The organism is Paraliobacillus sp. JSM ZJ581, assembly GCF_044383835.1.
Taxonomy (GTDB): Bacteria; Bacillota; Bacilli; order Bacillales; family Amphibacillaceae; genus Paraliobacillus.
This window is the reverse complement of record NZ_JBISEP010000004.1, coordinates 32,697-58,098: the sequence shown is the minus strand read 5'-3', so window position 1 is coordinate 58,098 and position 25,402 is coordinate 32,697. Positions and strand designations below refer to the sequence as shown.

At 34.3% G+C, this 25,402-nt stretch carries 23 protein-coding genes and 1 other annotated feature; of the genes, 7 read left to right on the top strand and 16 right to left on the bottom strand.

Translation table 11 applies throughout. The annotated features are described in order from the left end of the window. Positions 1–32 precede the first annotated feature (32 nt). Together ACH6CY_RS03960 and mgtE are read right to left on the bottom strand one after the other, a co-directional pair. A complete protein-coding gene (locus tag ACH6CY_RS03960; protein ID WP_374065968.1) occupies positions 33–1,883 on the bottom strand; it encodes a cation:proton antiporter domain-containing protein in 1,851 nt (616 codons plus the stop codon). A gap of 28 nt (positions 1,884–1,911) precedes the next feature. Further along, positions 1,912–3,276: a magnesium transporter gene (mgtE, locus tag ACH6CY_RS03955; protein WP_374065967.1), complete on the bottom strand. Its 1,365-nt coding sequence runs from the start codon at positions 3,274–3,276 to the stop codon at positions 1,912–1,914. A 226-nt stretch (positions 3,277–3,502) separates the two neighbouring features. On the opposite strand from mgtE, the gene ACH6CY_RS03950 reads away from it, so the two are divergent. Together ACH6CY_RS03950 and prpE are read left to right on the top strand one after the other, a co-directional pair. Further along, on the top strand, positions 3,503–4,666 hold the full coding sequence (locus ACH6CY_RS03950; RefSeq protein ID WP_374065966.1) for an FtsW/RodA/SpoVE family cell cycle protein: 1,164 nt from the start codon (positions 3,503–3,505) through the stop codon (positions 4,664–4,666). A 24-nt stretch (positions 4,667–4,690) separates the two neighbouring features. Further along, on the top strand, positions 4,691–5,431 hold the full coding sequence (prpE, locus tag ACH6CY_RS03945; protein ID WP_374065965.1) for a bis(5'-nucleosyl)-tetraphosphatase PrpE: 741 nt from the start codon (positions 4,691–4,693) through the stop codon (positions 5,429–5,431). A gap of 71 nt (positions 5,432–5,502) precedes the next feature. Here prpE and ACH6CY_RS03940 read toward each other — a convergent pair whose 3' ends face one another. The 3 genes from ACH6CY_RS03940 to yjbM are packed head-to-tail and all read right to left on the bottom strand — an operon-like array spanning position 5,503 to position 7,857. Next, positions 5,503–6,384: an RluA family pseudouridine synthase gene (locus ACH6CY_RS03940; RefSeq protein WP_374065964.1), complete on the bottom strand. Its 882-nt coding sequence runs from the start codon at positions 6,382–6,384 to the stop codon at positions 5,503–5,505. A 24-nt stretch (positions 6,385–6,408) separates the two neighbouring features. Then, the gene (locus ACH6CY_RS03935) at positions 6,409–7,209 is read right to left on the bottom strand and encodes an NAD kinase (RefSeq protein WP_374065963.1); all 801 of its coding nucleotides are present in this window, start codon (positions 7,207–7,209) and stop codon (positions 6,409–6,411) included. 3 nt (positions 7,210–7,212) lie between these two features. After that, positions 7,213–7,857 carry a GTP diphosphokinase gene (gene yjbM, locus ACH6CY_RS03930; RefSeq protein ID WP_374065962.1) on the bottom strand — a complete coding sequence of 215 codons (645 nt, stop codon included), beginning with the start codon at positions 7,855–7,857 and terminating at the stop codon, positions 7,213–7,215. 181 nt (positions 7,858–8,038) lie between these two features. Between yjbM and ACH6CY_RS03925 the strand changes: the two genes are divergently transcribed. From ACH6CY_RS03925 to ACH6CY_RS03915, 3 genes are all read left to right on the top strand, one after another. Continuing rightward, a complete protein-coding gene (locus ACH6CY_RS03925) occupies positions 8,039–8,611 on the top strand; it encodes a CYTH domain-containing protein (protein ID WP_374065961.1) in 573 nt (190 codons plus the stop codon). Positions 8,612–8,828: 217 nt separating this feature from the next. After that, a complete protein-coding gene (locus ACH6CY_RS03920) occupies positions 8,829–9,707 on the top strand; it encodes a ClpXP adapter SpxH family protein (protein ID WP_374065960.1) in 879 nt (292 codons plus the stop codon). A gap of 301 nt (positions 9,708–10,008) precedes the next feature. Then, positions 10,009–10,182, top strand: a complete 174-nt coding sequence (locus tag ACH6CY_RS03915) for a hypothetical protein (RefSeq protein WP_374065959.1) — start codon at positions 10,009–10,011, stop codon at positions 10,180–10,182. Between the two features lie 39 nt (positions 10,183–10,221). Here ACH6CY_RS03915 and pepF read toward each other — a convergent pair whose 3' ends face one another. The 11 genes from pepF to ACH6CY_RS03860 all read right to left on the bottom strand — a co-directional run bounded on the left by pepF (position 10,222) and on the right by ACH6CY_RS03860 (position 23,396). Continuing rightward, positions 10,222–12,039: an oligoendopeptidase F gene (pepF, locus tag ACH6CY_RS03910; RefSeq protein ID WP_374065958.1), complete on the bottom strand. Its 1,818-nt coding sequence runs from the start codon at positions 12,037–12,039 to the stop codon at positions 10,222–10,224. A gap of 104 nt (positions 12,040–12,143) precedes the next feature. Then, complete coding sequence (locus ACH6CY_RS03905) at positions 12,144–13,301, bottom strand: competence protein CoiA (protein WP_374065957.1); 1,158 nt, start codon at positions 13,299–13,301, stop codon at positions 12,144–12,146. A 118-nt stretch (positions 13,302–13,419) separates the two neighbouring features. After that, positions 13,420–14,112, bottom strand: coding sequence for an adaptor protein MecA (gene mecA, locus ACH6CY_RS03900; protein WP_374065956.1), 693 nt, complete (start codon positions 14,110–14,112; stop codon positions 13,420–13,422). Between the two features lie 249 nt (positions 14,113–14,361). Beyond that, positions 14,362–14,757, bottom strand: coding sequence for a transcriptional regulator SpxA (gene spxA / locus ACH6CY_RS03895; protein ID WP_182200031.1), 396 nt, complete (start codon positions 14,755–14,757; stop codon positions 14,362–14,364). Positions 14,758–15,061: 304 nt separating this feature from the next. Beyond that, positions 15,062–15,649, bottom strand: coding sequence for a GNAT family N-acetyltransferase (locus tag ACH6CY_RS03890; RefSeq protein WP_374065955.1), 588 nt, complete (start codon positions 15,647–15,649; stop codon positions 15,062–15,064). Between the two features lie 196 nt (positions 15,650–15,845). Next, the gene (locus ACH6CY_RS03885) at positions 15,846–17,063 is read right to left on the bottom strand and encodes a putative glycoside hydrolase (protein ID WP_374065954.1); all 1,218 of its coding nucleotides are present in this window, start codon (positions 17,061–17,063) and stop codon (positions 15,846–15,848) included. Positions 17,064–17,493: 430 nt separating this feature from the next. Beyond that, positions 17,494–18,426, bottom strand: a complete 933-nt coding sequence (locus ACH6CY_RS03880) for an ABC transporter ATP-binding protein (protein ID WP_374065953.1) — start codon at positions 18,424–18,426, stop codon at positions 17,494–17,496. Next, the gene (locus ACH6CY_RS03875; RefSeq protein WP_374065952.1) at positions 18,423–19,487 is read right to left on the bottom strand and encodes an ABC transporter ATP-binding protein; all 1,065 of its coding nucleotides are present in this window, start codon (positions 19,485–19,487) and stop codon (positions 18,423–18,425) included. The genes ACH6CY_RS03880 and ACH6CY_RS03875 overlap by 4 nt, the downstream gene beginning before the upstream one ends. Before the next feature lie 13 nt (positions 19,488–19,500). Beyond that, on the bottom strand, positions 19,501–20,646 hold the full coding sequence (opp3C, locus tag ACH6CY_RS03870; protein WP_374065951.1) for an oligopeptide ABC transporter permease: 1,146 nt from the start codon (positions 20,644–20,646) through the stop codon (positions 19,501–19,503). Beyond that, positions 20,646–21,575: an oligopeptide ABC transporter permease gene (opp3b, locus tag ACH6CY_RS03865; protein WP_374065950.1), complete on the bottom strand. Its 930-nt coding sequence runs from the start codon at positions 21,573–21,575 to the stop codon at positions 20,646–20,648. Before opp3b ends, opp3C begins: the two co-directional genes overlap by 1 nt. A 153-nt stretch (positions 21,576–21,728) precedes the next feature. Continuing rightward, on the bottom strand, positions 21,729–23,396 hold the full coding sequence (locus ACH6CY_RS03860; RefSeq protein ID WP_374065949.1) for a peptide ABC transporter substrate-binding protein: 1,668 nt from the start codon (positions 23,394–23,396) through the stop codon (positions 21,729–21,731). A 289-nt stretch (positions 23,397–23,685) separates the two neighbouring features. Here ACH6CY_RS03860 and ACH6CY_RS03855 point away from each other — a divergent pair, with 289 nt between their 5' ends. Further along, on the top strand, positions 23,686–24,060 hold the full coding sequence (locus tag ACH6CY_RS03855; RefSeq protein WP_374065948.1) for a DUF3899 domain-containing protein: 375 nt from the start codon (positions 23,686–23,688) through the stop codon (positions 24,058–24,060). 46 nt (positions 24,061–24,106) lie between these two features. Then, positions 24,107–24,312, top strand: a binding site (T-box leader). A gap of 91 nt (positions 24,313–24,403) precedes the next feature. Beyond that, on the top strand, positions 24,404–25,399 hold the full coding sequence (trpS, locus tag ACH6CY_RS03850; protein WP_374065947.1) for a tryptophan--tRNA ligase: 996 nt from the start codon (positions 24,404–24,406) through the stop codon (positions 25,397–25,399). Positions 25,400–25,402 lie beyond the last annotated feature (3 nt).

Here is a 25,402-nt window from a genome sequence, read left to right as displayed (position 1 = left end):
ACAAGTGCTCTCTCTACAGGGTATTTTTTGAGTTAGCTAAATTCTAATAAATCTTGTAATTCTTCTACATATTCGGTTGATCCAGTAACAACCAAATGATCGCCTAAGCGTAACTGTGTATCTCCATGTGGGACAATCGAGTCATTATCTCTAAAAATACGAACAATAATTACATCACCAGTAAATGGGAAACCACGAAGTATAACTCCATCATAAACCGAGTTATTCATCTGAATCTCATATAACGCACTTTCTTGACTCGTTAAAATATCTACTACATTCGGTGCTTCGATCATCGCTTTTAACAACGTCTTTGTTGATAATAAGAATGAAAACACTTCCACACCATTCTCTTTTAATTGCTTATCAATGTGAGAAATTTCTGCTCTAGCAATGACACGCGCTACATCATTACGCTTTGCAAAACAAGCGATGTCTTTGTTAACCTCTTCATTACCAGTTGAAACAACAAGAATATCAGAATCAAATACACCCAATTGCTGTAATTCATCAATATCATATGACTCTACTTCTCTAATATCAAATACAGATTTATTAATTTTCTCATCTATTTTATCTATACGAGTATGGTATAAATGTGATTCAAATAAATCTTGGTCCATTTCACGAACAACAGGTAGTGTAGCTTGGTTAGATCCAATAAACGTTACAATTTGTTTAGGGATCACTTCTTCTTCAGGTACATATAATTTTTTGAAAATAGGGGGTGTAATAATACAGGTTAACACGGCAACAAGTATTAGTGCACTTTCCATTTGACTATCAATTACTCCGATTCTTTCACCAATTGCAGCAGCAGCAATGACCAACGATAATGTGGAAGTTAAAATCATGCCTGCCGCAACAACCGTACGAGTATCATACCATTTCTTCAAAACAAGAACTGGTATTAGTTTTGAAAGTAATAAGGCAATTAATAATAATGGGATTAAGATTAATACCATCGGATCACTAAATAATGTCCAAATATTGATCTCTACACCGATCATGACAAAAAAGATAGGTATTAAAAATCCATAGCCAAAACTATCTAATTTTTGAACTAAGTCTTGATTTGGTGCGAGTAATGATACCAGTGCCCCTGCAATGAAAGCACCTAGAATATTTTCAGCTCCAACAGACTCAGATAACGCCACTAAAAAGATAATTAGCGTAAATATAGCTCTAGTTCCGATTTGAATCGTCCCTTTAGACATTGCTTCAAGAAAGGACTGATTCTTGAAATGCCTCCCAACGAAGTATAAAACAATTCCTACAGCAAATAGAATAAGCAACAACCACATGTTTCCTGATCCATCTCCATAAATAGAGACAAAAACTGCTAATAGAATCATTGTTACTAAATCGGCAATAACTGCAATCAATAGAATCGTTTGGCCTACTGGGCTTTTCATTGCTTGCGATTCCTTTAATGTTGGTACAACAACACCTAGTGAAATTGTTGAAATAATTAATGTCATTAAGAAAACATTATTAATAAATCCAATAACAACAAATAGATATGACAATCCATATGACAATAAAAGAATACCACTAAATACAATGGTTGCAACGACAACTGGATTCATGCTCGTTTCGTTAACATCATTTTGTTTTTTCTTTTTCTTAGAAAATAAAGAAAAATCTATTTCAAGTCCACTCAAAAACATTAAAAATATAAAACCAAGTGTGGATAATGTTTCTAACCAATTACTTTCTTCTACAATGTTAAATCCACTCTGTCCAATAATTAACCCTACAATAATTTCGGCAACAACGACCGGAATTACATTTAAACGCAACCGATGCATAAGAATCGGTGTTAAAAAAGCAGCGATAATTACTATGACAAGCGAACTAACTGATTCAGGATGTGCCTCCAATGCGGTCAACCTCCCCTTTTCTTCTTAATTATAATAGTAAATTCATAAATGCTGTTGCTAAACCAAAATAAATCATAACGGATATGATATCATTAATTGTTGTAATAAATGGTCCTGATGCAACAGCCGGATCAATATTAAAACGATCCATTACTAAGGGAACTAACGCACCCGCAATTGTTGCAACAATCAGTGTTGCTGCAATAGATATACCTACTAACATGCCAAGAAATACCGAACCTTGCCATACATACACGACGATAGTGATAACAACACCGCAAGTGACACCGGTAATTAAACCAGTCATTGCTTCTCGCGTAATAATTTTCCATTTCCCTTGTTTTTCAATTTCACCTGTAGCTATTCCGCGCACCGCTACAGCTAATGCTTGTGTCCCTGTATTACCTGCCATTCCTGCAATTAAAGGTATAAATATAGCAAGAATTGCAACCTTATCTAAAGTCTCTTCAAACCTTCCAATAATACTTGCTGTAAATAAGCCCAAGAACAAAAGTATAATAAGCCACGGTAATCTTTTTCGAGCTGAAACAAATGCATTATCACCAGAGCGCTCCATATCAGAAACCCCTGCCAGTTTGGAATAATCATCATTTGCTTCTTGATCCATAACATCCATAATATCATCAACTGTTATAATCCCGAGTAAATGATTTTGAAAATCCACAACTGGTAAAGCTAGAAAATCGTAGTCACGCATCATTTGTGCTATATCTTCTTGATCTTCACCGACCGGAACCGACACAACTCGTTCACTCATTACATCAGAAATTAACCAATCACCTTCTGCTATAATTAAGTCACGTAAAGAGATTACACCAACCAGACGCTTATCTGTATCGACGACATAAATATAGTAAATCGTTTCTGCTTCAGGCGCTTCTTTTCTTAAATGACGCATCGCTTGCTTGACTGTTTGCTCTGTATTTATGACAACAAACTCTGTTGTCATAATACTACCCGCAGTTTTTTCCTCATAATGAAGGAGTGCTTTAATTTCTTCTGCTGCATCCTTTTCCATCATAGTTAAAAAGCTTGCGACTTTGTTCTTGTCTAATTCATTTAATATATCAACGGCGTCATCCGTAGCCATCTCTGCTAGTGTTTGTGCAGCAAACGTTGGATTCATCTCAATAATAAATTGTTCCGTTAATTCTTCATCCACATGTTCCATTACATCTGCAACTTCTTTAGGCGATAAATAGGTATAGATCAGAAAACGAATGTCTTCTGTTTGTTCTTCGAATATCTTTGCTTGATCATATGGATGTATTTCTAAAAATTCAGCACGAAATTGATCAATTTGTTCATGAACAAGCGCATCTTGAATTTTGTTCCATAATTGCTCTCTTTCTTTCTTCTCTAAGTGCTCCATTAAAACTCCCTCCTTCATCGCCTAGACCGTACTATATTAATCGCCCACAGGTAATTTGTCAATTAAAAAGATATAACGAATAGATAACATTCGGAAAGTTTATTGCATTTTTTTATCATACAAGTAGTTAATTATAAAAAACAATACTTAAAAAATAAATCAATTTAAGGTAAACTAAGCAATAGAGTTTGAATTATTATTATAAAAGAAAAGAGTTTGATCAAAGATGGAAAAGAATACTTCGCCTAAAATAGATTATACGTTAATTTCAATTGTCATTTTGTTAGGAATAACTAGTGTGTTTACTTTATATACGTTAGAAGCATATATAAATGAGGCTTTCCATATTAAACAATTAGTTTGGTATGTTGTTGGTAGTATTGCTATCGTAACCATTATGTTTTTCGACTATGATCGATTACACCAAGTGGCGTGGTTTCTATATGGATTTGGAATGCTCATGCTAATAATGCTACATTTTCATTTTCCTCCTGGAATAGCACATAGAGCCGGGGGAGCATGGGGTTGGTTTAAAATTGGTCCTGTCTCCTTACAACCAGCAGAATTTATGAAAGTAATCTTAATTATTGCTTTGGCTCATCTTATCGTAATGCATAAAGAAAAATTTAAAATGGTTACCACAAAAACTGATCTATGGTTATTGGCAAAAATAGCTTTTGTTTCACTTCCTCCAATGGGGTTAATTGCCTTTCAACCTGATTTAGGAGGGGTATTAGTATTAGCTGCCATTATCATATGTATGATACTTGTCTCTGGGATTCAATGGCGGATTATTTTTTCTTTAATCGGAACTGCAGCCATTATTTTTGGTTTATTGTTATTTTTGTTTGTAACATTCCCAGAAAAAATAGATCAACTTGCAGAAGATTACGGTTTCGAACACGTTGAGCGAAGGTTTAATGCTTGGTTAGACCCTTCTAACAATACACAAGGTGATTCTTACCAATTAATTCGCGCCATGCGATCAATTGGTTCTGGACAACTCTCAGGAAAAGGAATTGGGGAGTTCGAAGTATCCCACATACCTGAAAGAGAAACAGACTTTATTTTTTCAGCGATTGCCGAACAATTTGGTTTTATCGGTTCCAGTGCTTTATTGATCCTTTTTTTCTTGCTAATATACCGCTTAATTCATATTGGATTACAAAGTAACGATCCATTTGGTAGTTATCTTGTAACTGGAATGGTAGGAATGTTTACGTATCAAATCTTTCAAAACATTGGAATGTCCATTAATTTACTCCCAATTACTGGTCTTCCTCTGCCTTTTATTGGCTATGGTGGTAGTTCAACCTTAACCTATTTAATTGCAATTGGAATTGTATTAAATATTCATTATCGAACCAAAGTATATATGTTTGATTCATAATTTCAACAACGCGGAGGTTTCTATATGAGTATAGATATTATTGGTGATGTACATGGCTGTTATGAAGAATTACTTGATTTATTTAAAGAACTTGGCTATTCAATCGACTCCACTGTTCCTATTCATCCAGATGGACGAAAATCTATATTTTTAGGTGATATTACTGATCGAGGTCCATATTCCCTTAAAATGATTGAACTAGTTTACGAAATGGTCGTACAAAAAAAACTTGCAACATATCTACCAGGTAATCATTGTAACAAGCTGTATCGATATTTACGAGGAAATAACGTTAAAGTAAAGCACGGACTAGAAACAACCGTTGCAGAATATAAGAGTCTATCTACGTCTAAACAAAATGAAATAAAGCATAAGTTTATGGCATTATATGAAGATGCACCATTATATTTAATGCTTCCAGATTATCAAGCAATCGTGGCGCATGCAGGTATTCGAGAAGATCTAATTGGTCGCCGAGATAAGAAAGTATCCACTTTTGTTTTTTATGGTGACATTACGGGTGAGACACATGAGGACGGACGACCGGTAAGGCGAGACTGGGCTCAAGATTATCATGGAGACCATTGGATTGTATATGGTCACACCCCCGTCAAAAAGCCTCGTATCGTGCATAAAACGATTAACATTGATACAGGGTGTGTATTCGGAAATAAACTAACAGCTTTTCGTTTACCAGAAGAGACAACGGTCAGTGTTTCCTCTAAACAGCCTTTTATAGAGGAAAAGTTTAGTTATTTTGATTAAAGAATTAACTGTTCAGATTATAGATAGAGGCTGAATTTTAATAATAAATACTCCCAGCGAAAACCTATTGCTCATTTCGCCGGGAGTATTTTTTGCATATCTGCTGGTAAGTTGGAAGTAAACATATGTTTCTCTTTCGTTATAGGATGGATAAATGATAATGATACACAATGTAAGGCTTGGCGTGGTATCATGTCAGTTTTACCACCATACAACTCATCACCTACTAACGGATGGCCAAGATGGGAAAAATGAACACGAATTTGATGTGTTCTACCTGTTTCTAATGTGATTTGCACTAGCGAGTCAGTAGCAGTCTCTTCCAACACTTGATAATGGGTAATCGATTGTTTTCCAGAAGGGTCTACCATTCTCTCTATAATCGAATTTGGATTTCTAGCTATAGGTGCTTCAATCGTTGCTTGTTTTTCTAATAAATGCCCAGACACGATTGCTTGATATCGTCGCTCTATCTTGCCTTGCTGTTGATCTTTTGCAAGGATCGAATGGCTCAGTCGATGTTTAGCTACTAATAATAAACCTGAAGTATCTCGATCTAATCGAGTGACGATATGAACAGTAAAATCCAATTTGTTTTTTTCATAATGATATAATATACCATTTGCCAGCGTTCCTTTTGTATGATGGATCGATGGTATGGTTGCCATCCCTGCCATTTTGTTAATCAACAATATATCATTGTCTTCATAAACGATATCTAACCTTACTGGCTCCGCTTCCATCGAAGCAGCACGATGTTCCTTAGGAAAAATAACCTCCACCGTATCCCCTGCTTGTAATACTTTTCGGACAGTAGCAGCTACATCATTTACTAACAAGCTCCCTGATTGAAATTTAATTGCTTTAACTATCCGTCGAGAAAACCCCTTCTTTTCTTTTAGGTACTCTCTTAGCATTAACCCACTTTCTTCTTTTGTCACTTGCCATTTCAATATTTCTTCACCTTTTCGTCTTTCTTATCGTTCATCAGATATAAAAGAATCTCGAACCCGCTTCCAAAATGGAAAGGATCGAAACCTTGCAAACCGAATTTTTTCTTCTGCAACTTGATATTCAATCGACTTAATATCTACTACACTCTTCGTAATATGATCGATCGTTAATAAAAAACTTTGATTTTCCTCAACTGGTTTAAACTCACAGATGTGATGTTTCGGTAATATTAATGGTGAACCAATCGTTCGATATACTCGATTATTAATGGATGACATTTCTGTAATTTGTACAGAGGCTAAGGAAGGGTGAATAATCGCCCCACCCAATGCTTTATTGTATGCTGTACTACCAGAAGGCGTCGAAATGCACAACCCATCCCCACGAAAGCGTTCGAAGTGCTCCCCTTTTATATTCACATCCAATACAACAGAACCTTCTACCTTTTTAATGGATGATTCATTCAAGGCTAAATACCGCTGGGATTTATTATCCTTTGTATGAATAGTCATAGCCAACAAAGGATATTCCACCACTTGATATGGACTTTTCGCAATATCGATTACTAATTTCTCAATTTCTTCTGGAACCCAATCAGCATAAAAACCTAAATGACCGGTGTGCACACCAATAAAAGCCGTTTTGCTCAAACGATGGCTGTAATGATGAAACGACTTTAGGAAAGTTCCATCTCCACCAACTGATATGGCTAAGTCTGGTTCCTTTTCATCATATTCTAAATCAAAATCAGCTAAATATTGATATATTAATGCTTTAATACTTTCAGACTTATGATCACCTTTTGATGTAATAGAAAACTTCATGAGTTATGAACGGCCTCCTCCTTTATGCTTATGTGTGAGTTTATATTGATTGAAAATACGTTGCGCTTCTTGGACTTCATCTTTAATCATAGACATTTCTTCATCTAATTGAAAAGCCGCTTCTGCCGCTCGTTTTAGCTTATATTGAATATGCGAAGGAATTTGACCTTCATATTTATAATTTAATGAGTGTTCATTTGTTGCCCAAAAATTCATAGCTAACGTCCGTATTTGGATTTCTGCAATGATCTGTTTTTCCCCTTTGATCGTAGCGACGGGATAACGGATAATAATGTGATAGGACCGATAACCACTTTCCTTCTTGTGCGCTATGTAATCCTTTTCTTCTATAATCTCAAAATCATTTCTTGATCGTAACATCTCAACAATCGTGTATATATCATCAACAAATTGACAAACTACACGAACACCAGCGATATCTTGCATATCAATTTCTATTGTATCAAGAGATATATTTTTTCGATTTGCCTTACCAATAATACTTGATATAGGCTTCACTCTAGCGGTCACAAATTCAATTGGAGAGTGTTTAGATTCATATTCGTACTGTGCTCTTATCCCCTTTAGCTTTACCTTTAATTCTTCAACTACTTGTATATAAGGTGCAAGAAATGTTTCCCAATTCAAACCGGACACCGCCTCCAAATCAAAAAAGTTCTTATTTTACAATCATTGTATCATATGTTTGCTCAAAAGCATTATAATAACTTCACGAACTTGTTTCAACGTACTTTTATTCGACATTTGCTCAAGACTTCATCTATACTAATAAATAGCAAATCGGACTAACGTATAGGAGTTGAATCGATTGACTCAGGAAATAGAAATGGAAAGTAAAAATTTATTAACAAAGCAAGAGTATCATATTCTTATTAACTATTTTAACTTAGCTACAGATTTAGCAGAGAAACAAGTGAACTATTATTTTGAAACGCCTGATTTTCTTTTGAAGCAGTATGGTTCTGCATTGCGCATTCGTGAAAAGAACAGCCAGTGGGTGTTGACCTTAAAACAACCCCATCATGATGGGTTATTAGAAACGCATGATCACTTAACACAATTAGAAGCAATACAGTCGATAACTAATCGTATCATTGTAAAACCAAATGTAAACAAACAGTTAGTGGGGCAAAACATCGATAGTAATTCATTACAATACATGGGTTCCTTAACAACACATCGCTTAGAAGTACCGTATAAAAATGGGCAAGTTATGATCGACTTTAGTAAATTCAATGGCCATACTGATTATGAATTAGAAATTGAATCAACATCTATGCTTACTAGCAAAAAATTAATGAAAGAATTAACAAAAAGTTTAGGTATTTCCATGAAACACACACCCAACAAAATTGAACGCTTTTACACGGCATTATTATAATAATTTATGCTGTATCTAATCATTCACAAACAGATAAGTTGCCCAATTTCAAGTAAGCCTGTTAGAATAATTTATGATGGAGATTAGCAAAAAATATAAAATAAGTATGTTAGACTCACCCTTTATAGTTATTAGGAGACATGGGCACCTTAAAAGATGATCAAAAAATAACACATCCTATGATGAATACACTTGAAAATGAGAAAGGAGAATCGATGTGAGCTGGAATCCACCTGGGCCATCAAATCATGCTACGGCACAGCTTGGCTACTTTGATTTTCTTAAAAAACCAATTGAAATTTATTTATTTATTGATCCGCTTTGTCCAGAATGTTGGTCGTTGGAACCATTGTTAAAAAAATTAATGCTTGAATATGGGCGATTCTTTACTATCCGTCCAATAATGAGTAGTCCGCTATCCACTTTTAATCAAGAAAGAACAAATAAAGAACACTTAAAGAAACAATGGGAAAAAACAAGTAGCTTAACTGGAATGTGTTGTGATGGTGATTTATGGATGGAGCATCCGATCAACTATCCGTCCATTCTTCCACTAGCAATTAAGGCTGCAGAATTACAAGGAAAAAAGGCAGGAAAAAGATATTTAAGAAAAATTCAAGAATGTGCTTTTTTGAATAAGCGTGATATCTCTACAGAACATAATTTAATTATATGTGCTTACGAAGCAAATTTGGATATAGTTGAATTCAAAAAAGATGTGTACTCTACTTCAGCCAAAAAAGCATTGCAGTGTGACCTTAAATTAGTGAAAGAGATGGAAATAGATTACACACCTTCAATGGTTTTTTTCAATCAAGCTATTGATGATGATGGATTAAAACTTTCTGGTGTTTATCCATATGAAATTTATGTGAAGGTCTTGAAGCAAATGCTAGAAAAAGAAGTGAATCCTGTTAAGCGACCTTCTTTAGAAGATTTTATTGCTCATTTTGGTTTCGTTGCTACAAAAGAGGTTGCCGTAGTGTATGATTGGTCAATAGCTCAAGCAATAAAGGAATTAAAGAAGTTACAGCTTAAACAAATAGTGCATGAAATCCCTGTGAAACATGGTTCATTTTGGGAGTATAGAAACTGAAAATAGAGGATACTGTTTTATCAGTTTCCTCTATTTTTAATCTTTCACTAAAAAAAGAGAGTATACAAAAAGTATACTCTCTACACCTAGTCTATTTATAGACAAGGGGGGATGGGAGAAAGTTTCAGGTCAAACAAAGGGGTTTTGTTTGTTAAACATCTCACATATTGAATATACCAAGTAATTCTACGTAGTGCAATGGTTTGTGATGTAGTTTCACAAAACTGTCAAAGTTCTATCTTCATTAAATCACACATAAAATGAACTAATTAAAAGTAATCAGTCATTGGAGGTTATCCATTTGCGTCATTATTCACCATGGATTTTTCTCTTTTTAACATGTATTGCATTTATAATTAACTTATTCGGGTTAATGGAGCTTGTTTCTAAAGTAATCACTTTACCACTTTTATTTGTTTGTATCTATTTAACCTTATTTGCTTTTGTTCATCGCCATACTTACCGTGGGCGTTAAAACGTAGCTGTCTTTTTGGACAACTACGTTTGTACTTTGTTATTCAAGATTATCCAATAACTTTTCCATCTCATTAAGTTTTTCTTCAAATACATGCAACGCCTGCATAATTGGTGTTTTTTCAGTCATATCTACTCCAGCTTGTTTTAAGACTTCAATTGGATAATCACTACTTCCTGCTTTTAGAAAACCTAAATAACGATCAACTGCTGGTTGTTTCTCTGTTAAAATTTGTGAAGCAAGTGATTGCGCAGCAGCATATCCTGTCGCATACTGGTATACATAGTAATTATAGTAAAAATGAGGAATCCTTGCCCATTCCAACCCAATTTCTTCATCAATTATAATATCATCACCAAAATATTTTTTGTTTAATGCAGCATATTCTTCTGTCAGCTTATCTGGTGTTAAAGCTTCTCCGTCTTGTGCTTGCTTGTGAATAAGATGTTCAAACTCGGCAAACATTGTTTGACGAAAAACAGTTCCCCTAAATCCTTCAAGGAAGTGATTAAGTAAAAATAATTTTTCTTTTTTATTAGTTGTTTGCTTTAACAAATATTCATTTAATAATGCCTCATTACACGTTGAAGCAACTTCGGCAACAAAGATCGAATAATCTCCATAACGGAAAGCTTGATTTTCTCTTGTGTAATAACTGTGTAAAGAGTGTCCTAATTCATGAGCTAGTGTAAATAAATTGTTTAGGTTATCTTGCCAGTTCATCAAGATATAGGGATTCGTGCCATAGGTACCAGAAGAATATGCACCACTCCGCTTCCCTTTGTTCTCTTCCACATCAATCCATCGGTTATCAAATCCTTCTTTCAACCTTGTTACATACTCTTCTCCTAGTGGCTCCAAGCCTTTTAAGATATGCGTTTGTGCTTCTTCATAAGTATATGTCATAGAAATATCTTTAACTAACGGTGTATACAAATCATACATATGCAATGCATCTAACTTCAACACTCTTTTGCGTAAAGCAACATAGCGGTGAAGAAGATCCAACCGTTCATTAATTGTTTCGACTAAATTATCATACACTTTTTCTGGAATTTTATTAGTGTCTAATGCAGCTTCACGAGCGGACTGATATTTTCTAACTTTAGCATTAAAATTATGTTTCTTGATTGAACCAGATAGCGTGGAAGCAAATGTGTTGATAAAACTTCCATACGTATGATACATTGCTTTAAATGCGTTTTCGCGCACCGATTGATCATCTGATTCTAGAAAATTAATATAACGACCATGTGTTAATTCTATCTCATTTCCCTTCTCATCTTTAATCATGGGGAAAGTAAGATCGGCATTGTTTAACATACCAAACGTCTGCGAAGCATTATCCGTTACTTCAGAAACTTCCGCTAACAAGGATTCTTCTTTCTCTGACAATACATGATCACGTCTACGGGTAATTTCCGCTAACGCCTGGCGATAATGCCCTAATTCAGGTATATCATTGAAAAACTGCTCCAATTTAGTTTCTTCTATTCTCAGAATTTCTGGCACAATAAAGCTCATTGCACTTGCTGCCTGCGTTAATAGGTTTTCTGCTTTTGCATTTAACGCTTGATAGAATGAATTAGTTGTATCTTGATCATAGCGCATATGCGCATACGTATACAATTTACCTATTCGTTCAGAGACTGCATCCTGTAATACAAGCAATTCAAATAAATTCAAAGCTTGATCGGCAAGCTTTCCCTGATAAGCATAAAACTTTTGAATGTCATTTTTTAATGCTTTTAATTCCTCTCCCCACGCTTCATCTGTTGAGAAAATATCTTCCAATCGCCATGTTTTTTCCACGGCAACCTGATCCCTTGTTTGTAACTTTCGATTGTCATTTGACATAATCTAACCTCCACTTCTATTTCTAAAAAAGATAAACATTAAACTAGTAAACCTTTTACATATTATTATAACTTATTAATTGGTTTTCATGTGCCTACGTATCTTTACAATGTAGTAAAATGGCTCATTATTAATTTATCATGTTCTAACGCCTGATCCAAAGATTTATATGATTTTAGCTCCGTTTGCAACTCAAACGTTAGATCTGACACTTCTTGAATATAATGAAAATCGGATAATAGTGTTAAATACTCACGAATTGGCTGATGTTTGGTGTAAACAAGGGGAAAATTAAAATCTGGGGTTATATAATTCCTACAAAACTGTTGACAATCGCTTAATGTAACACGTCTTTTTTTCATAAGTAAATCAAAACATACTCTACTTTGCCAATTCCACGGTGGAACAGTCATTTTCCATTGACTAGCAATTGGTAAATGAATAATAGCTGGTAACGTTGAAGGGTGATAACGGTGCAGGTATAACCATTGCCGCCATTGTCTTTCATCACCACTTGGATAAGGTTGGTTATATAAACGAAATCTTCTTTTTTCTTGTAGCCACAATCTGATTTGTTCTTTATTATCTTTCGTGATTTTTTTAAAAATATCAACAAATTTTAGTGATGAGATAGGTTGTATGGATAAATTCCCAAGCACTGTTCGTCTCCCACTTAACCAACCATTTTGATTGATAGCAATCTCTTTTGTGTTTGCACAATAATAAAAATAAGAATCAGCTAATCTGTCATTGAAATGATGAATAAAATGCTGATCGGTTGGTGTAATATAAAGTTGCTGCTTATCGAGACGTTTCATTCGTTTTCCACCTAAAATCCAAATCGGTATAATGCCTATTTTTTGATAACCAACTGTTCGAGTGATAAATTGTTTTGTGGAAATAGTTGCACATTGATACTCAATAGCAACTTTTTTGTTATTGTGGAATAAAAGAAGGTCTGGACGTTGCTTAATCTGAGGTAAGTATGTTTCAAGCTCCACATAATAGCCTTGACCCTTAAGCCAATGATAGAGATCTATTTTTCCTTGTTCATGGTATTCCCCCTCTCCTGTTGAAAATGCACATTGACTCTTTCGTTGGTGAGCAAAATGAACAATTCGCTTGTCACCTACTCGAATAATAACTTTTTCTTTACAATTTGGACAAAAAAACATTTGCGTTGATCTTAATTTAATTACCATCTCCTTTGACAATAATGGAAGAACTGTCATCTTTCCATCTTCTGATATTGCTTTGAGCATTGCTTCACATCCTTTGCTTCATGCTAATCTATTCGACGGAAAAGAATAAATTCCTTCTGAGAATATGAAACAAAAAAAGAAGTTGTCTTCGTTGACAACTCCATACTTAATCAAAGTATCATTTTTCTGGAAAATAATTGCGAATTTTTTGAAAGACATCTTGATCAAAAATTACCTTTCCATACTCTTCAAGCAAATGTACTGTTTTGCTTGTTTCTTGACCATATTCTAATAATTGACTTTCTATGTTTGCTTGCTGTTCCTCATCTAAATACAAGTCATCAAATTGAAGAAGCAATATATATTTTCCTTGGTAAAAATAAAGGGTATCTTTAACTCCCTCAATTTCAATTGATTGATGACTTAACTGTATCACATCTTCAAATTCTTCAAACTGAATAATGGAAATTAAATCCTCATCAATTGGGTGAAGCATATCTTCTTCTTGTTCTTGCTCCGATTCACTGCCAAACTTCTCATCAAGTAATGATTCAATTTTCTCATCAATTGGTAAATCCAGTGTACTACCAGCTTCAGTAGGTAATTCTAAATTTTGGCCATCACTAGACAATTTAGCTTTTGTCACAACAATTTCCAAACCTTTATCTAAAGCTTGAACTTGAATCCATAAAGGACCATCTATAGTAAACTCTTCTTCTGTATAATTCACTTCATCCATTACTTGCCAAAAAAGTTGTTCGCTTCTTTCTCGATTATACCAAATTTCCTCGCGATCAAATCCCCTATTTTCAATATCCATATACGAAATATAAAATTTAACCGTATTTTCATTTATTCTTTCTATTTCCATACCTTTTACCTCTCCCTTCTAAAATATATTAGGTGGAAGGGATAACTTCACCTATTATACCTTACCCGTATGAAATAGTATTTAATCATTTTACGATGATTGGATAGCCTTATTCTATTTTATGATAAATCAGATGTAATTGAAAATAGAAATGCCTAAAAAATAAATTTTAATTAAAAAATGACTTAACGAGTTTAATCAGTCATTCATAGAAAAACGCAGACCATCGAATAGATCTGCGTCTTCTTATTAGTTAACCATACGTTGTGCTTCACGTAAGTATAATGTACGTACTTTCCTTGGTAAAAATCTTCTAATCTCATCTTCATTATAACCAACTTGTAGACGTTTTTCATCAATAATGATTGGACGTCTTAGAATAGCAGGGTTATCTTTAATTAAATCAAACAAATCTTTTAAAGGCATTTGGTCAAAATCAACACTTAATTTTTGAAAAACCTTTGATCTTGTTGAGATAATTTCTTCTGTTCCATCTTCTGTCATTCTAAAAATTTCTTTAATCTCATCCAAAGTCAGTGTATCGGAGAAAATATTTCTTTCAACGAAGGGAATATCATGAGTTTCCAACCACGCTTTTGCTTTCCGACAAGATGTACAGCTTGGTGAGGTATAAAGTGTTACCATGTTACTTCACTCCTCAATATATTTATTTTATCCTTAATTTAAAGATTATTAAATTAAAATCACTTTAAATAACCTATTTATAAGTATACTACAATTGTCAATCTTTCGATATATAGCCTATCGATTTTACTTAGAAATTACACAATTAATCTCGTGTAACACATTTATTCTATTCCACATACAAGTATAAGCTAAACCTTTTTTTATCATTTTCTTATTTTTTTTATCATTTATGAATACACCAATTAGCTAGTAAAAAATACATATAAGAAACCATGTTATCAATCAACATGGTTTCTTTCTGTTAAGCATTCTCTTTTAATGCACCAAATATATCATCTGTGTCACGCTTTTTATCATATGACAATACTTCCTCAGTAGATTGATATGCTTGACCATACACCTCTTCATCTTTATACGTATGAATATCTTCATAAATTTTACGCATTTGCTTATAGATTGTTTCTTCATCTTCGGAACTTGGTGACCAATATAGGATTTCCAATTGGCTTTCCTCATTAGTTGCTAATGAACGACGACTAAACCCAATCGATTGAGCGTGGGTAAAACCTTCTCTTTGATAAAAACGTAAACGCTTCTGAGTGTCGGTATCTTTATAATCAATTGGCTCTACTTCAAGAATAATCGGTTTTTGTTTTTGTTTTAACCGTTCTAGTAATTGGTGACCTAACCCTTGCCCTCTGGATTTGGCTGAAACATAAAGATAATCAATAAACAGAAACGTATCAAATTCCGCATACATCATTACGTGATATGATCCTTCATCTTTGTAGTAAACATCACTTTTCTCTTTTAAAAGCATTTCCATATGCTCTTGAGATTTCATCTCTTCAATTGGGAAATACTCATTTAACTTTTCATACCAATTCATGGTTTTGCTCCCTTTAGTTTTTTTATAAGTAAATAACAAAATCATCTGCCTATAATAGTATAACGAATGCATTTATATTTGTTAAATAGCTTAAAGATGGCTCTATTCTTATATACCTTTATATTATTGCTTTAACACAATTTTATTCATTTATAGTTAAAAAACCTCCCTTTCTCGCTGAAAAGGGAGATTTTTTTTAATTCAAAGGCGTATAATCTACACCTTCTGTATACATATTGCCAGCATTCCATAATAAAAATTCATGAATGTTATTTTCATTTAATGCTCGAATTTGTGCTTCAACTTCCTTTACACCATATTGTTGCGTTGCACCACTGTATAACCAAGGTGCTTCAAAATCTTGTATCCAAGGTCGAGAAATAGGTGAATGTTCAAGAGCTCCCAATACCTTATTTTCTAATTTACTATATGCTGCTACCAATTTATATGGTTCTTTATCTGGAAAGTCAATCCCAAAATACGGTGTCCAATGACTCGGATAGATCATAGAAGAAATCACATCTACATTAGAAGCAATTTTTGAAAAGTTTTGTCCGATTCCTGGTGTCTCTTCTATCGTTGCTGCATACCCAAATATATCAACTGAAACGTCAACACCATAAGTATGCAATTCGTCCTTCGCATAACTCACGAAATCAGTAACAGCTTGAACACGTTTTTTAATATCATTGCTATCTGATTCTTCATAGTCACCTAGCGTATAATCCAATTCCTTATCTCTTTTTTCAAATCCTTCAGGGAACCTTACGTAATCAAATTGGATATCTTGAAATCCTAATTCTACTGCCATTTTAGCTATCTCTACATTATATTCCCATACTTCTTTTTGAAAAGGACTAACAAAGGATTCATTTCTGCCGTTCGCCCATACTTTTCCGTTTTCAGTAAACGATAAATCTGGTCGTTTTTTAGCTAATACAGAATCTTTAAAAACTACAATTCTAGCTATTGGATAGATTTCATTCTCTTCTAGCACTTCAAGCATTTTTCTTGGGTTTTTAATATAACTTTTAGCAATATCATAATAAGGAGAGTCTTTATCTGGTTTGAAAGTTAAATTTCCATGATCATCTTTAATGTCAATAACCATCGTATTCAAATCTGAGTTGTTAATTAAACTGATTAATTTGTCAAATCGACTACCTCCTGCTGAATGCCCTGTAACATAAAGACCACGCACAGCGTCTGGATAAGTGAATGTTAAGCCTGAATCATATATAAAGCGAGCAAATTGCTGATTTTCATCATATGTGCTTAATTTAATTTTATTGCCACTATGCTCTTTAGCTATGAGTTTCTCTTGATTTGTATTGGCTGAAACAGATAATGGAAGCATTGCTGCAGCCAATATAATTCCTATTATGACTGTAATCTTAAGTTGCTTTTTACTCATGTAATCAAACTCCCCTACTCTTAATAAAACTTATTTCACAATTAATATTATATAGGAGATAGCACTAAATTCATACGCTCTTTTGTAATTCTGATTTTTCAATTTTTTTAAGTTCTCTGTCAAATGTGGTGGTGTGGTTTTCTCTTTACCATCTCTTTTATTACATTTATATATATTATCAATAATGCTTGTACCTGAACCGCAGGGAAAATAAGCTCGCTTTCCGCAGGCACGGCCTCAGTTAACTTCATCACTACGATTTGAACAAGACTCGTATCACACGATTGTAAGTAGCTCTTGATTGTATTTACTTTTCTAATTGAAGGCTTGATAGATCAAGGGGCACCACCACATTTAGTATAGAACCTTTTTTTAACATATTAAAAAAGAACAAAAACCTCCCATAAATTATGGAAAGCTTTTGTTCTTTTTAATTTTGCAACTCTTTTTTATACGAGTCAAATTCTTTTGTTGTGCACAATACCCAGTGATTCGGACGAACCTCTCTGAATTCAGGCTCTTCACTTGTATCATGATCAGCTGGGGAATATTCTGTACGTACACGATTTCGTTCATAATCCGGATCTGGTAATGGAATAGCTGATAGTAATGACTTTGTATATGGATGAAGCGGATTTTTATATAGTTCTTCACTATCTGCTAATTCAACCATTTTCCCAAAATACATTACTCCAATTCGATCACTAATATATTTCACCATAGACAGATCATGTGCAATAAATAAATAAGTATAACCATGCTCTTTTTGCAAATCTTTTAATAAGTTTACTACTTGTGCTTGAATCGACACATCTAAAGCAGAAATTGGTTCATCTGCAATAATAAACTCAGGGTCTACTGCTAACGCACGAGCAATACCAATACGTTGACGTTGCCCACCACTAAACTCATGTGGATAACGATTAGCATGTTCTTTATTTAGTCCAACGCGTTCTAATAAATCATGTACACGCGCTCTACGTTCCTGTTGATTTTTAACTAGTCCGTGTATATCTAATCCTTCTGCAATAATGTCCATTACAGTCATTCGTGGGTTTAATGAAGCATACGGGTCTTGAAAAATCATTTGCATCTTTTGATTAAATTCTTTCAATTTAGCTTTTGATTTTTTCCCGTGTACATCTTCACCACCAAAAGTTACCTGACCATCAGTTGCATTGTAAAGGCGAATGATACTACGTCCAGTAGTTGATTTACCACAACCAGATTCACCTACTAAGCCAAATGTTTCACCTTTATAAATATCAAAGGAAATACCATCTACAGCTTTAACAACACTATGTCTACCTGTTTTAAAATGCTGTTTTAGATTTTTTACTTCTAATAACTTTTCCTGGCTCATGCTTGATCACCTTCCCCACTTGAAGCAGCACCTGTGTTTGCGAAACCCTTCATGCGACGTTTTACCGCTTCTGGTGGCTCAACATGTGGTGCGTATTCATGCAATAACCATGTAGCAGCGTAATGTGTATCAGATACCTTGAACATAGGTGGTTCCATTTCTTTGTCAATCTCTAATGCAAAATCATTACGAGGCGCAAATGCATCTCCTTTTGGTGGATTAAGCATATCTGGTGGTGATCCAGGGATAGCTACTAAGCTTTCTTCTGTACTATCCAATGTTGGCATAGAACCAATTAGCCCCCATGTATATGGATGTTTTGGATTATAAAAAATTTCATCCGCTGTTCCGATTTCAACAATTTTACCAGCATACATAACAGCTACACGGTCTGCTACGTTAGCTACTACACCAAGGTCATGCGTAATAAATATAATCGAGCTTTCTGTTTTCTTCTGAATATCTTTCATTAATTCCAAGATTTGTGCTTGAATCGTAACGTCTAAAGCTGTCGTCGGTTCATCAGCAATTAGTATTTTAGGGTTACATGCCAATGCGATGGCGATAACAATACGTTGGCGTTGACCACCAGAGAATTGGTGAGGATATTGATTCACACGCTCACTTGGATTTGGAAGACCTACCAGTTCTAATAATTCAATCGTACGTTCTTTTGCTTGAGATTTACTCATTTTTTGGTGTTTAATTAAACCTTCCATAATTTGAGTGCCTATTTTCATTGTTGGATTTAATGATGTCATTGGATCTTGAAAGATAGTCGAAATATCTTTTCCTCTGACATGTTGCATTTGCTTGTCACTTAATTTAGCTAAATCTTTACCATCAAACAATATTTCTCCTTCTTTAATACGTCCTGGAGGGGATGGAATAAGACGTGCTAAAGCTCTAGTTGTTACGGACTTACCAGAACCAGATTCACCTACAATTGCTAGTGTTTCACCTTTTTTTAAATTAAAAGATACACCGCGAACAGCTTTCACTTCTCCTCCATACGTATCAAAGGAAACATGTAAATTATTTACTTCTAATATGTTTTCCATCTCATTTTACCCCCTATTCGCGCATTTTCGGATCTAATGCATCACGAAGTCCATCTGCTAGAATATTAAACCCGATCATAATTAACGACATAACAATTGCCGGGAATATCATAATATGTGGATTAATTTGTAAAGCTTTGAATCCATCATTAATTAATGTACCTAACGATGCATCAGGTGCTTGTAATCCTAATCCAATAAAACTTAAAAAGGCTTCAAAAAATATTGCATTTGGAATGGTAAACATCGTATTGATGATAATCATTCCAATTGTATTCGGAATTAGATGTTTCGTTAAAATTCTAGTATGTGATGAGCCAAGTGTTTGTGAAGCAAGCACAAACTCTTGATTTTTTAATTTTAATACTTGCCCTCGAACAATTCTTGCCATACCAGTCCAACCGGTAATGGTCAACGCGATAATAATAGCCGTTATACCTGGATCCAGTATCATAATCATCAGAATAACAACAACTAAGTTAGGAATACCTACTAATATTTCAATAATACGTTGCATGATATTATCTACTCGTCCACCGAAATAACCTGAAATACCACCATATGCAACACCAACTAGCATATCAATAAGCGCTGCAATTAAAGCGATTAACAATGATATACGTGTACCAATCCACACACGCGTAAATAGATCACGTCCTAATGTGTCCGTTCCAAACCAGAAATATTCTTCCACTTGTTTATCTGCATATGGATCATAGTACGCCTTTATTTTTGCTGAATTATCAGAACCATCGCCCTCAGCTTTTACATCAAATTCGATATATGAAAAATCTTCTTGTGAAAAACGAGAAAGTGCTAATTCTTTTGCAGCATCTACTGATTCAGCTTCAAATGTTTCTGCTTTCTTCCCATCCAATCCTAGCCACTGAAAGTTTTCTAACCCTTGTACTTTTGGAGGCATACGTGATAATCCTAAGTCCTGGTCATCCAATCCATGGCTTGTTAACATTGGTGCAAAGATTGCAAGCGACGTTAAAACAACCAATACAACCATACCAAATATTGCTCCACCATTTTTACGTAGGCGAATCCACGCATCTTGCCAGAAGGAAAGACTTGGCCTATTTATTTGTTCACTTTTTTCTTCGTCTTTTTGCGCTGGAACAAACAGATCCTTTTTTAGATTGTCTTTATCCATTAATCTTTCCCTCCCGCTAGTCGAATCCTTGGATCAATAATGCCATATAGGATATCGATAATTAGAATAATTACAATGAATAAAAAGGCAAAGAATAGCGTTGTTCCCATTATAATTGAAAAGTCATTCGTTGTTACAGAATTAACAAATTGCTCCCCAATTCCAGGAATAGAGAATATTTTCTCAATAACTAATGTACCTGTCATTAAACTAACTGCCATTGGTCCCATTACAGTAATTAATGGAATTAACGCATTTCGCAATCCATGCTTAAAAATAATAGCGAATTTTGATACACCTTTTGCTTTTGCAGTTACAATATAATCAGAGCCTAATACTTCAATCATTTCCGTACGTAAAAAACGTGCAGAAATCGCCATTGGAAAAATAGCTAACGCGATGACAGGCATAATTGCTTGCTGCGGCGTACCCCAAAATGCAATTGGAAGTAAACCTAACTTTACACCAATATAATACTGCAACAACCCCGCAAAAATAAATGATGGAATAGAGATACCGATGACAGAAATAACATTAGAACTATAATCCATCCAAGAGTTTTGCCTGATTGCAGCTATTAAACCTAGTAGCATTCCTAATGTTGTCCCAACTACTAAAGCCCAAAAACCTAATTCTGCAGAAATAGGAGCTCTACTCATAAGTATATCTGTTACAGATTGGTTTTTCATCTGAAATGAAACACCTAAATCGCCTTTCGCTAAATTTCCAAGATACCTAACATATTGGACTGGAATCGGATCATTCAATCCGTATTTTTCCAATATAATTTCTCGCTGAGCTTCTGTCACTTTTTCTTCAGCTGTTAGAGGAGATCCGGGAAGCATTTTCATGAGGATAAATGAAAATGTGGCAATGATAAATAACGTGATAAGCATATATACAATACGTTTTAAAATATATTTAGCCATAATAATAACCCTCCTGTTCATCAAAGTTTCAACATTCGACATAAATGTTCAAACAATTCTAAAATTACACGCAAATGGAAAAAGAGAGCATATGCCTACTAAGGCAGTACACTCTCCTACCAAGATTAAATCTTGGTCCCAATTTGCTTCTATCTACTCTTCAATGTACGCGTGTTTATACGTGAAGTGAGCACCCATTGGGTTGACATTAACACCTTTTACAGACGGTCTCCATAAATATGCACGAGAACGTTGATACAACGGAGCAATTCCAGCATCTTCCATCAATACTTTTTCAGCTTTTAATAAGTTTTCATAACGTTTCGTTGTATCTGTTAAAAGCTCATTATTAGCTTCAGCAATTAAGGAATCATACTCTTCATTATTATAATTATTTGTCATATATGGTGAAGTAGATGTCCACATTTCTAACCATGTATTTGGATCGATATAGTCAGGACCCCAACCAGAGGCTTGAATGTCATATTCACCTTTTTCATTACGTGAAATACGCTCTTCAAAAGGTACAGAAACAACTTCTACTGTAAGCCCTTCTAAGTTTTCTTCTAATTGGTCTTTAACATAAGCATCCATCTCTAGTGCAACATCACTGTCACCACCAAGGTAACCTAACTCTACAGAATCTACACCAAGTTCTTCTAATCCTTTTGCCCAAAGTTCTTTTGCAGCTTCTTTATCTTCCGTAATTAGATCACCGTTTATCTCCCGGAAGTCTTCCTCTGTTTCCGGATGAGCTGTGAAATCTTTTGGAACTGCACCATTAGATGGAATAGAACCATTAGCTAAGATAACATCAACTAGATCTTGTTTATTAATTGACATTGCAATCGCTTTACGAATATTTTTATTCGCTAGCGCTTCATTTGCTTGGTTAAGCTTTAAATAGAACAACGATGGCTCAGAAAATGTTTTATAATCTTCTGTTCCTGCATATTTTTCCACATACTCAGCTGATAAATTAGCACGATCTATTTCGCCTGTGTTATACAAGTTAACTCTTGTACTTGTTTCCTTTACAACACTAACATTAATTTTTTCTAATTTAACGGATTCAGCATCCCAATATTTTTCATTTTTCACAAGTGTCCATTGTTCAGGATTTTCACCTGTTGGATTCCACTCTGTCAATGTAAACGGACCATTATACAGAACATTATCGGAATTTAATGCATAATCCTCACCTTTTTCAGTAACAAAGGCTTCATTAAGTGGCAAATATGTTCCGAAAGTTAATAGACTATGGAAATAAGGAATTGGTTTTTCAAGCGTGATTTTTAACTCTGTGTCACTCACCGCTTCTACACCTAGTTTATCTACTTCAACTTCTCCCTTACTAATTGCTTCTGCATTTTTAAGTACACCGTTCATCATAAATGGTCCATATTCAGAACCAGTAGCTGGATCTACAGCGCGTCTCCAAGCGAATACGAAATCATTTGCTGTTACAGGCTCATCGTTTGACCAAACAGCATCATCACGTAATTGAATGGTCCACTCCGTTCCGTCTTCACTAATTTCAGGCTCACCAGCTGCGATTGCTGGTACCGGTTGTGCATCTTCATCTAAACGATAAAGTCCATCCATTGTTGAACCTAAAAACTGAAATCCAACTTCATCAGTAGCTTGTGCTGAGTCCATTGTAGGAATTTGTGAAGCTTCCGTTATGTTTAATACTTGTTCTGGCGCGCTATCTGCTTCATCCTTGCCACTATCTGATGATGTATCATCACCACTACAAGCAGCAAGAAATACTGTTAGCACTAGTCCGAAAACTAGCAATAACCAATTTGACTTTCTCATTGTAACAATGACCTCCCCTAAGTTTTAATTTTCTAAATATTTCGCAGATGATAATATCCACAAAATGAATTATACAAGTTTTCTAACAATTTTGCATTATTTTTTTATACAAGCTTATGATAAACAGGTAAAAAGGACTATTAAAAATTAGATATAATTTACTTAATAGTCTTTTAGAACTACTTTTTCACGTTTGTTTCTTAGATTATTTAATGTGTACTATTCTATCCTTAATGATTCGCTTTATGCTATACTACTTTTTAGTATCAATACAAAGGGATGTGAGCATTTGCCAGCTTTAGTAAAATGTAAAACACAATTTATTATCCTCCTAATAAACTTTTTTTTAACAATTGTGATAGCTGTCATCGTTCATAAAAATGTTGCATTATTATATTTAATTAACATACTATTTTATTTCGATATTTTATACCTATTACTCTGGTTAATGTTTATTACTATTAAAGGTGGATTCTTTGATGGGGTGACATATGGTTTTAGAAAAGCAGGTGGCAGTATTTTTAGAAAAAACAGCACGGTTGAATGGGAAGAAAAACCTTTACCTTCAAAACGAATTGATACTAAATTCATTCCATTGTTTCGCTTTCAAGCAATTTGCCTTACTTTTACCATACTCATTCTATTAGCTTTTTATTACTTGTAGTTGCATGTTCTTGATGATTTCATTATAATTAATAATTAATATTGAAATATTGATGTTGATTAAGTTTAGGATTTATTCCCGCTAGTTAAACAGAGAGTCTGGATAGCTGAGAACAGGCACTAAGGAATAATGAACGTGGAACTTAGGAGTCATCGTTGTTTGATAACAACCGTAAATCAGGCGTTAACTGTTTTGAGTGATCTCATATTCCTGAGGTAAAAAGGGTGGCACCACGATTGTATCGTCCCTTTCTATGGAGTATGTTTTTTTATTTTCTAAGAACAAAATTTAGTTTGTTCACTGCTTTGATTAGTAACAAAACAAACATTAAAGGATGAGAATAATGAAAACAATTTTTTCTGGCATTCAACCTAGTGGCTCTTTGACACTTGGAAATTATTTAGGAGCTTTAAAACATTTTGTCGATCTTCAAGCTGATCATAACTGTTATTTTTGCATTGTAGATGAGCATGCGATTACCGTACCACAAGATCGATTAAAGTTACGAAACAATATCCGTTCACTTGCGGCACTGTACTTAGCTGTTGGGATTGATCCAAATCAATCCACACTATTTATTCAATCAGAAGTACCTGCACACACACAATTAGGCTGGATCATGCAAACAATTAGTTATATTGGTGAATTAGAACGAATGACGCAGTTTAAAGATAAATCTTCAGGTAAAGAAACTGTATCTTCCGCACTGTTAACCTATCCACCTCTTATGACTGCGGATATCCTACTTTACAATACAGATGTTGTACCTGTAGGTGAAGATCAAAAACAGCATTTAGAATTAACCAAAACATTGGCACAACGATTCAATAATAAGTACAATGATATTTTTACTATTCCGGAAATTAGCGTTCCAAAAGTCGGCGCTCGAATTATGTCATTACAAGAACCAACACGAAAAATGAGCAAGTCCGATGAAAACCAAAAAGCCTCTATATTTATACTTGATGAGCCAAAACAAATTGAAAAGAAAATAAAAAGTGCAGTAACAGATTCAGAAGGAATTGTTCGATTTGATAAAGAAAATAAACCAGGAATAAGTAACTTATTGACAATTCATGCAAGCTGTACTGGTGAAAGTATAGAATCGTTAGAAAATAAATATGAGCATGTTGGGTACGGTGTATTTAAACAGGAAACGGCTGATGTATTAATTGATTTATTAGCACCTATTCAGAAACGTCACAATGAATTAATTCAATCACCAGAATTAGATGACATTCTAGATCATGGTGCAGACAAAGCTGCCGTTAAAGCGAATAAAACTTTAGCAAAAGCAAAAAAAGCAATGGGTTTGGGTCGTGTGAAGAAGAAAAAATAATAA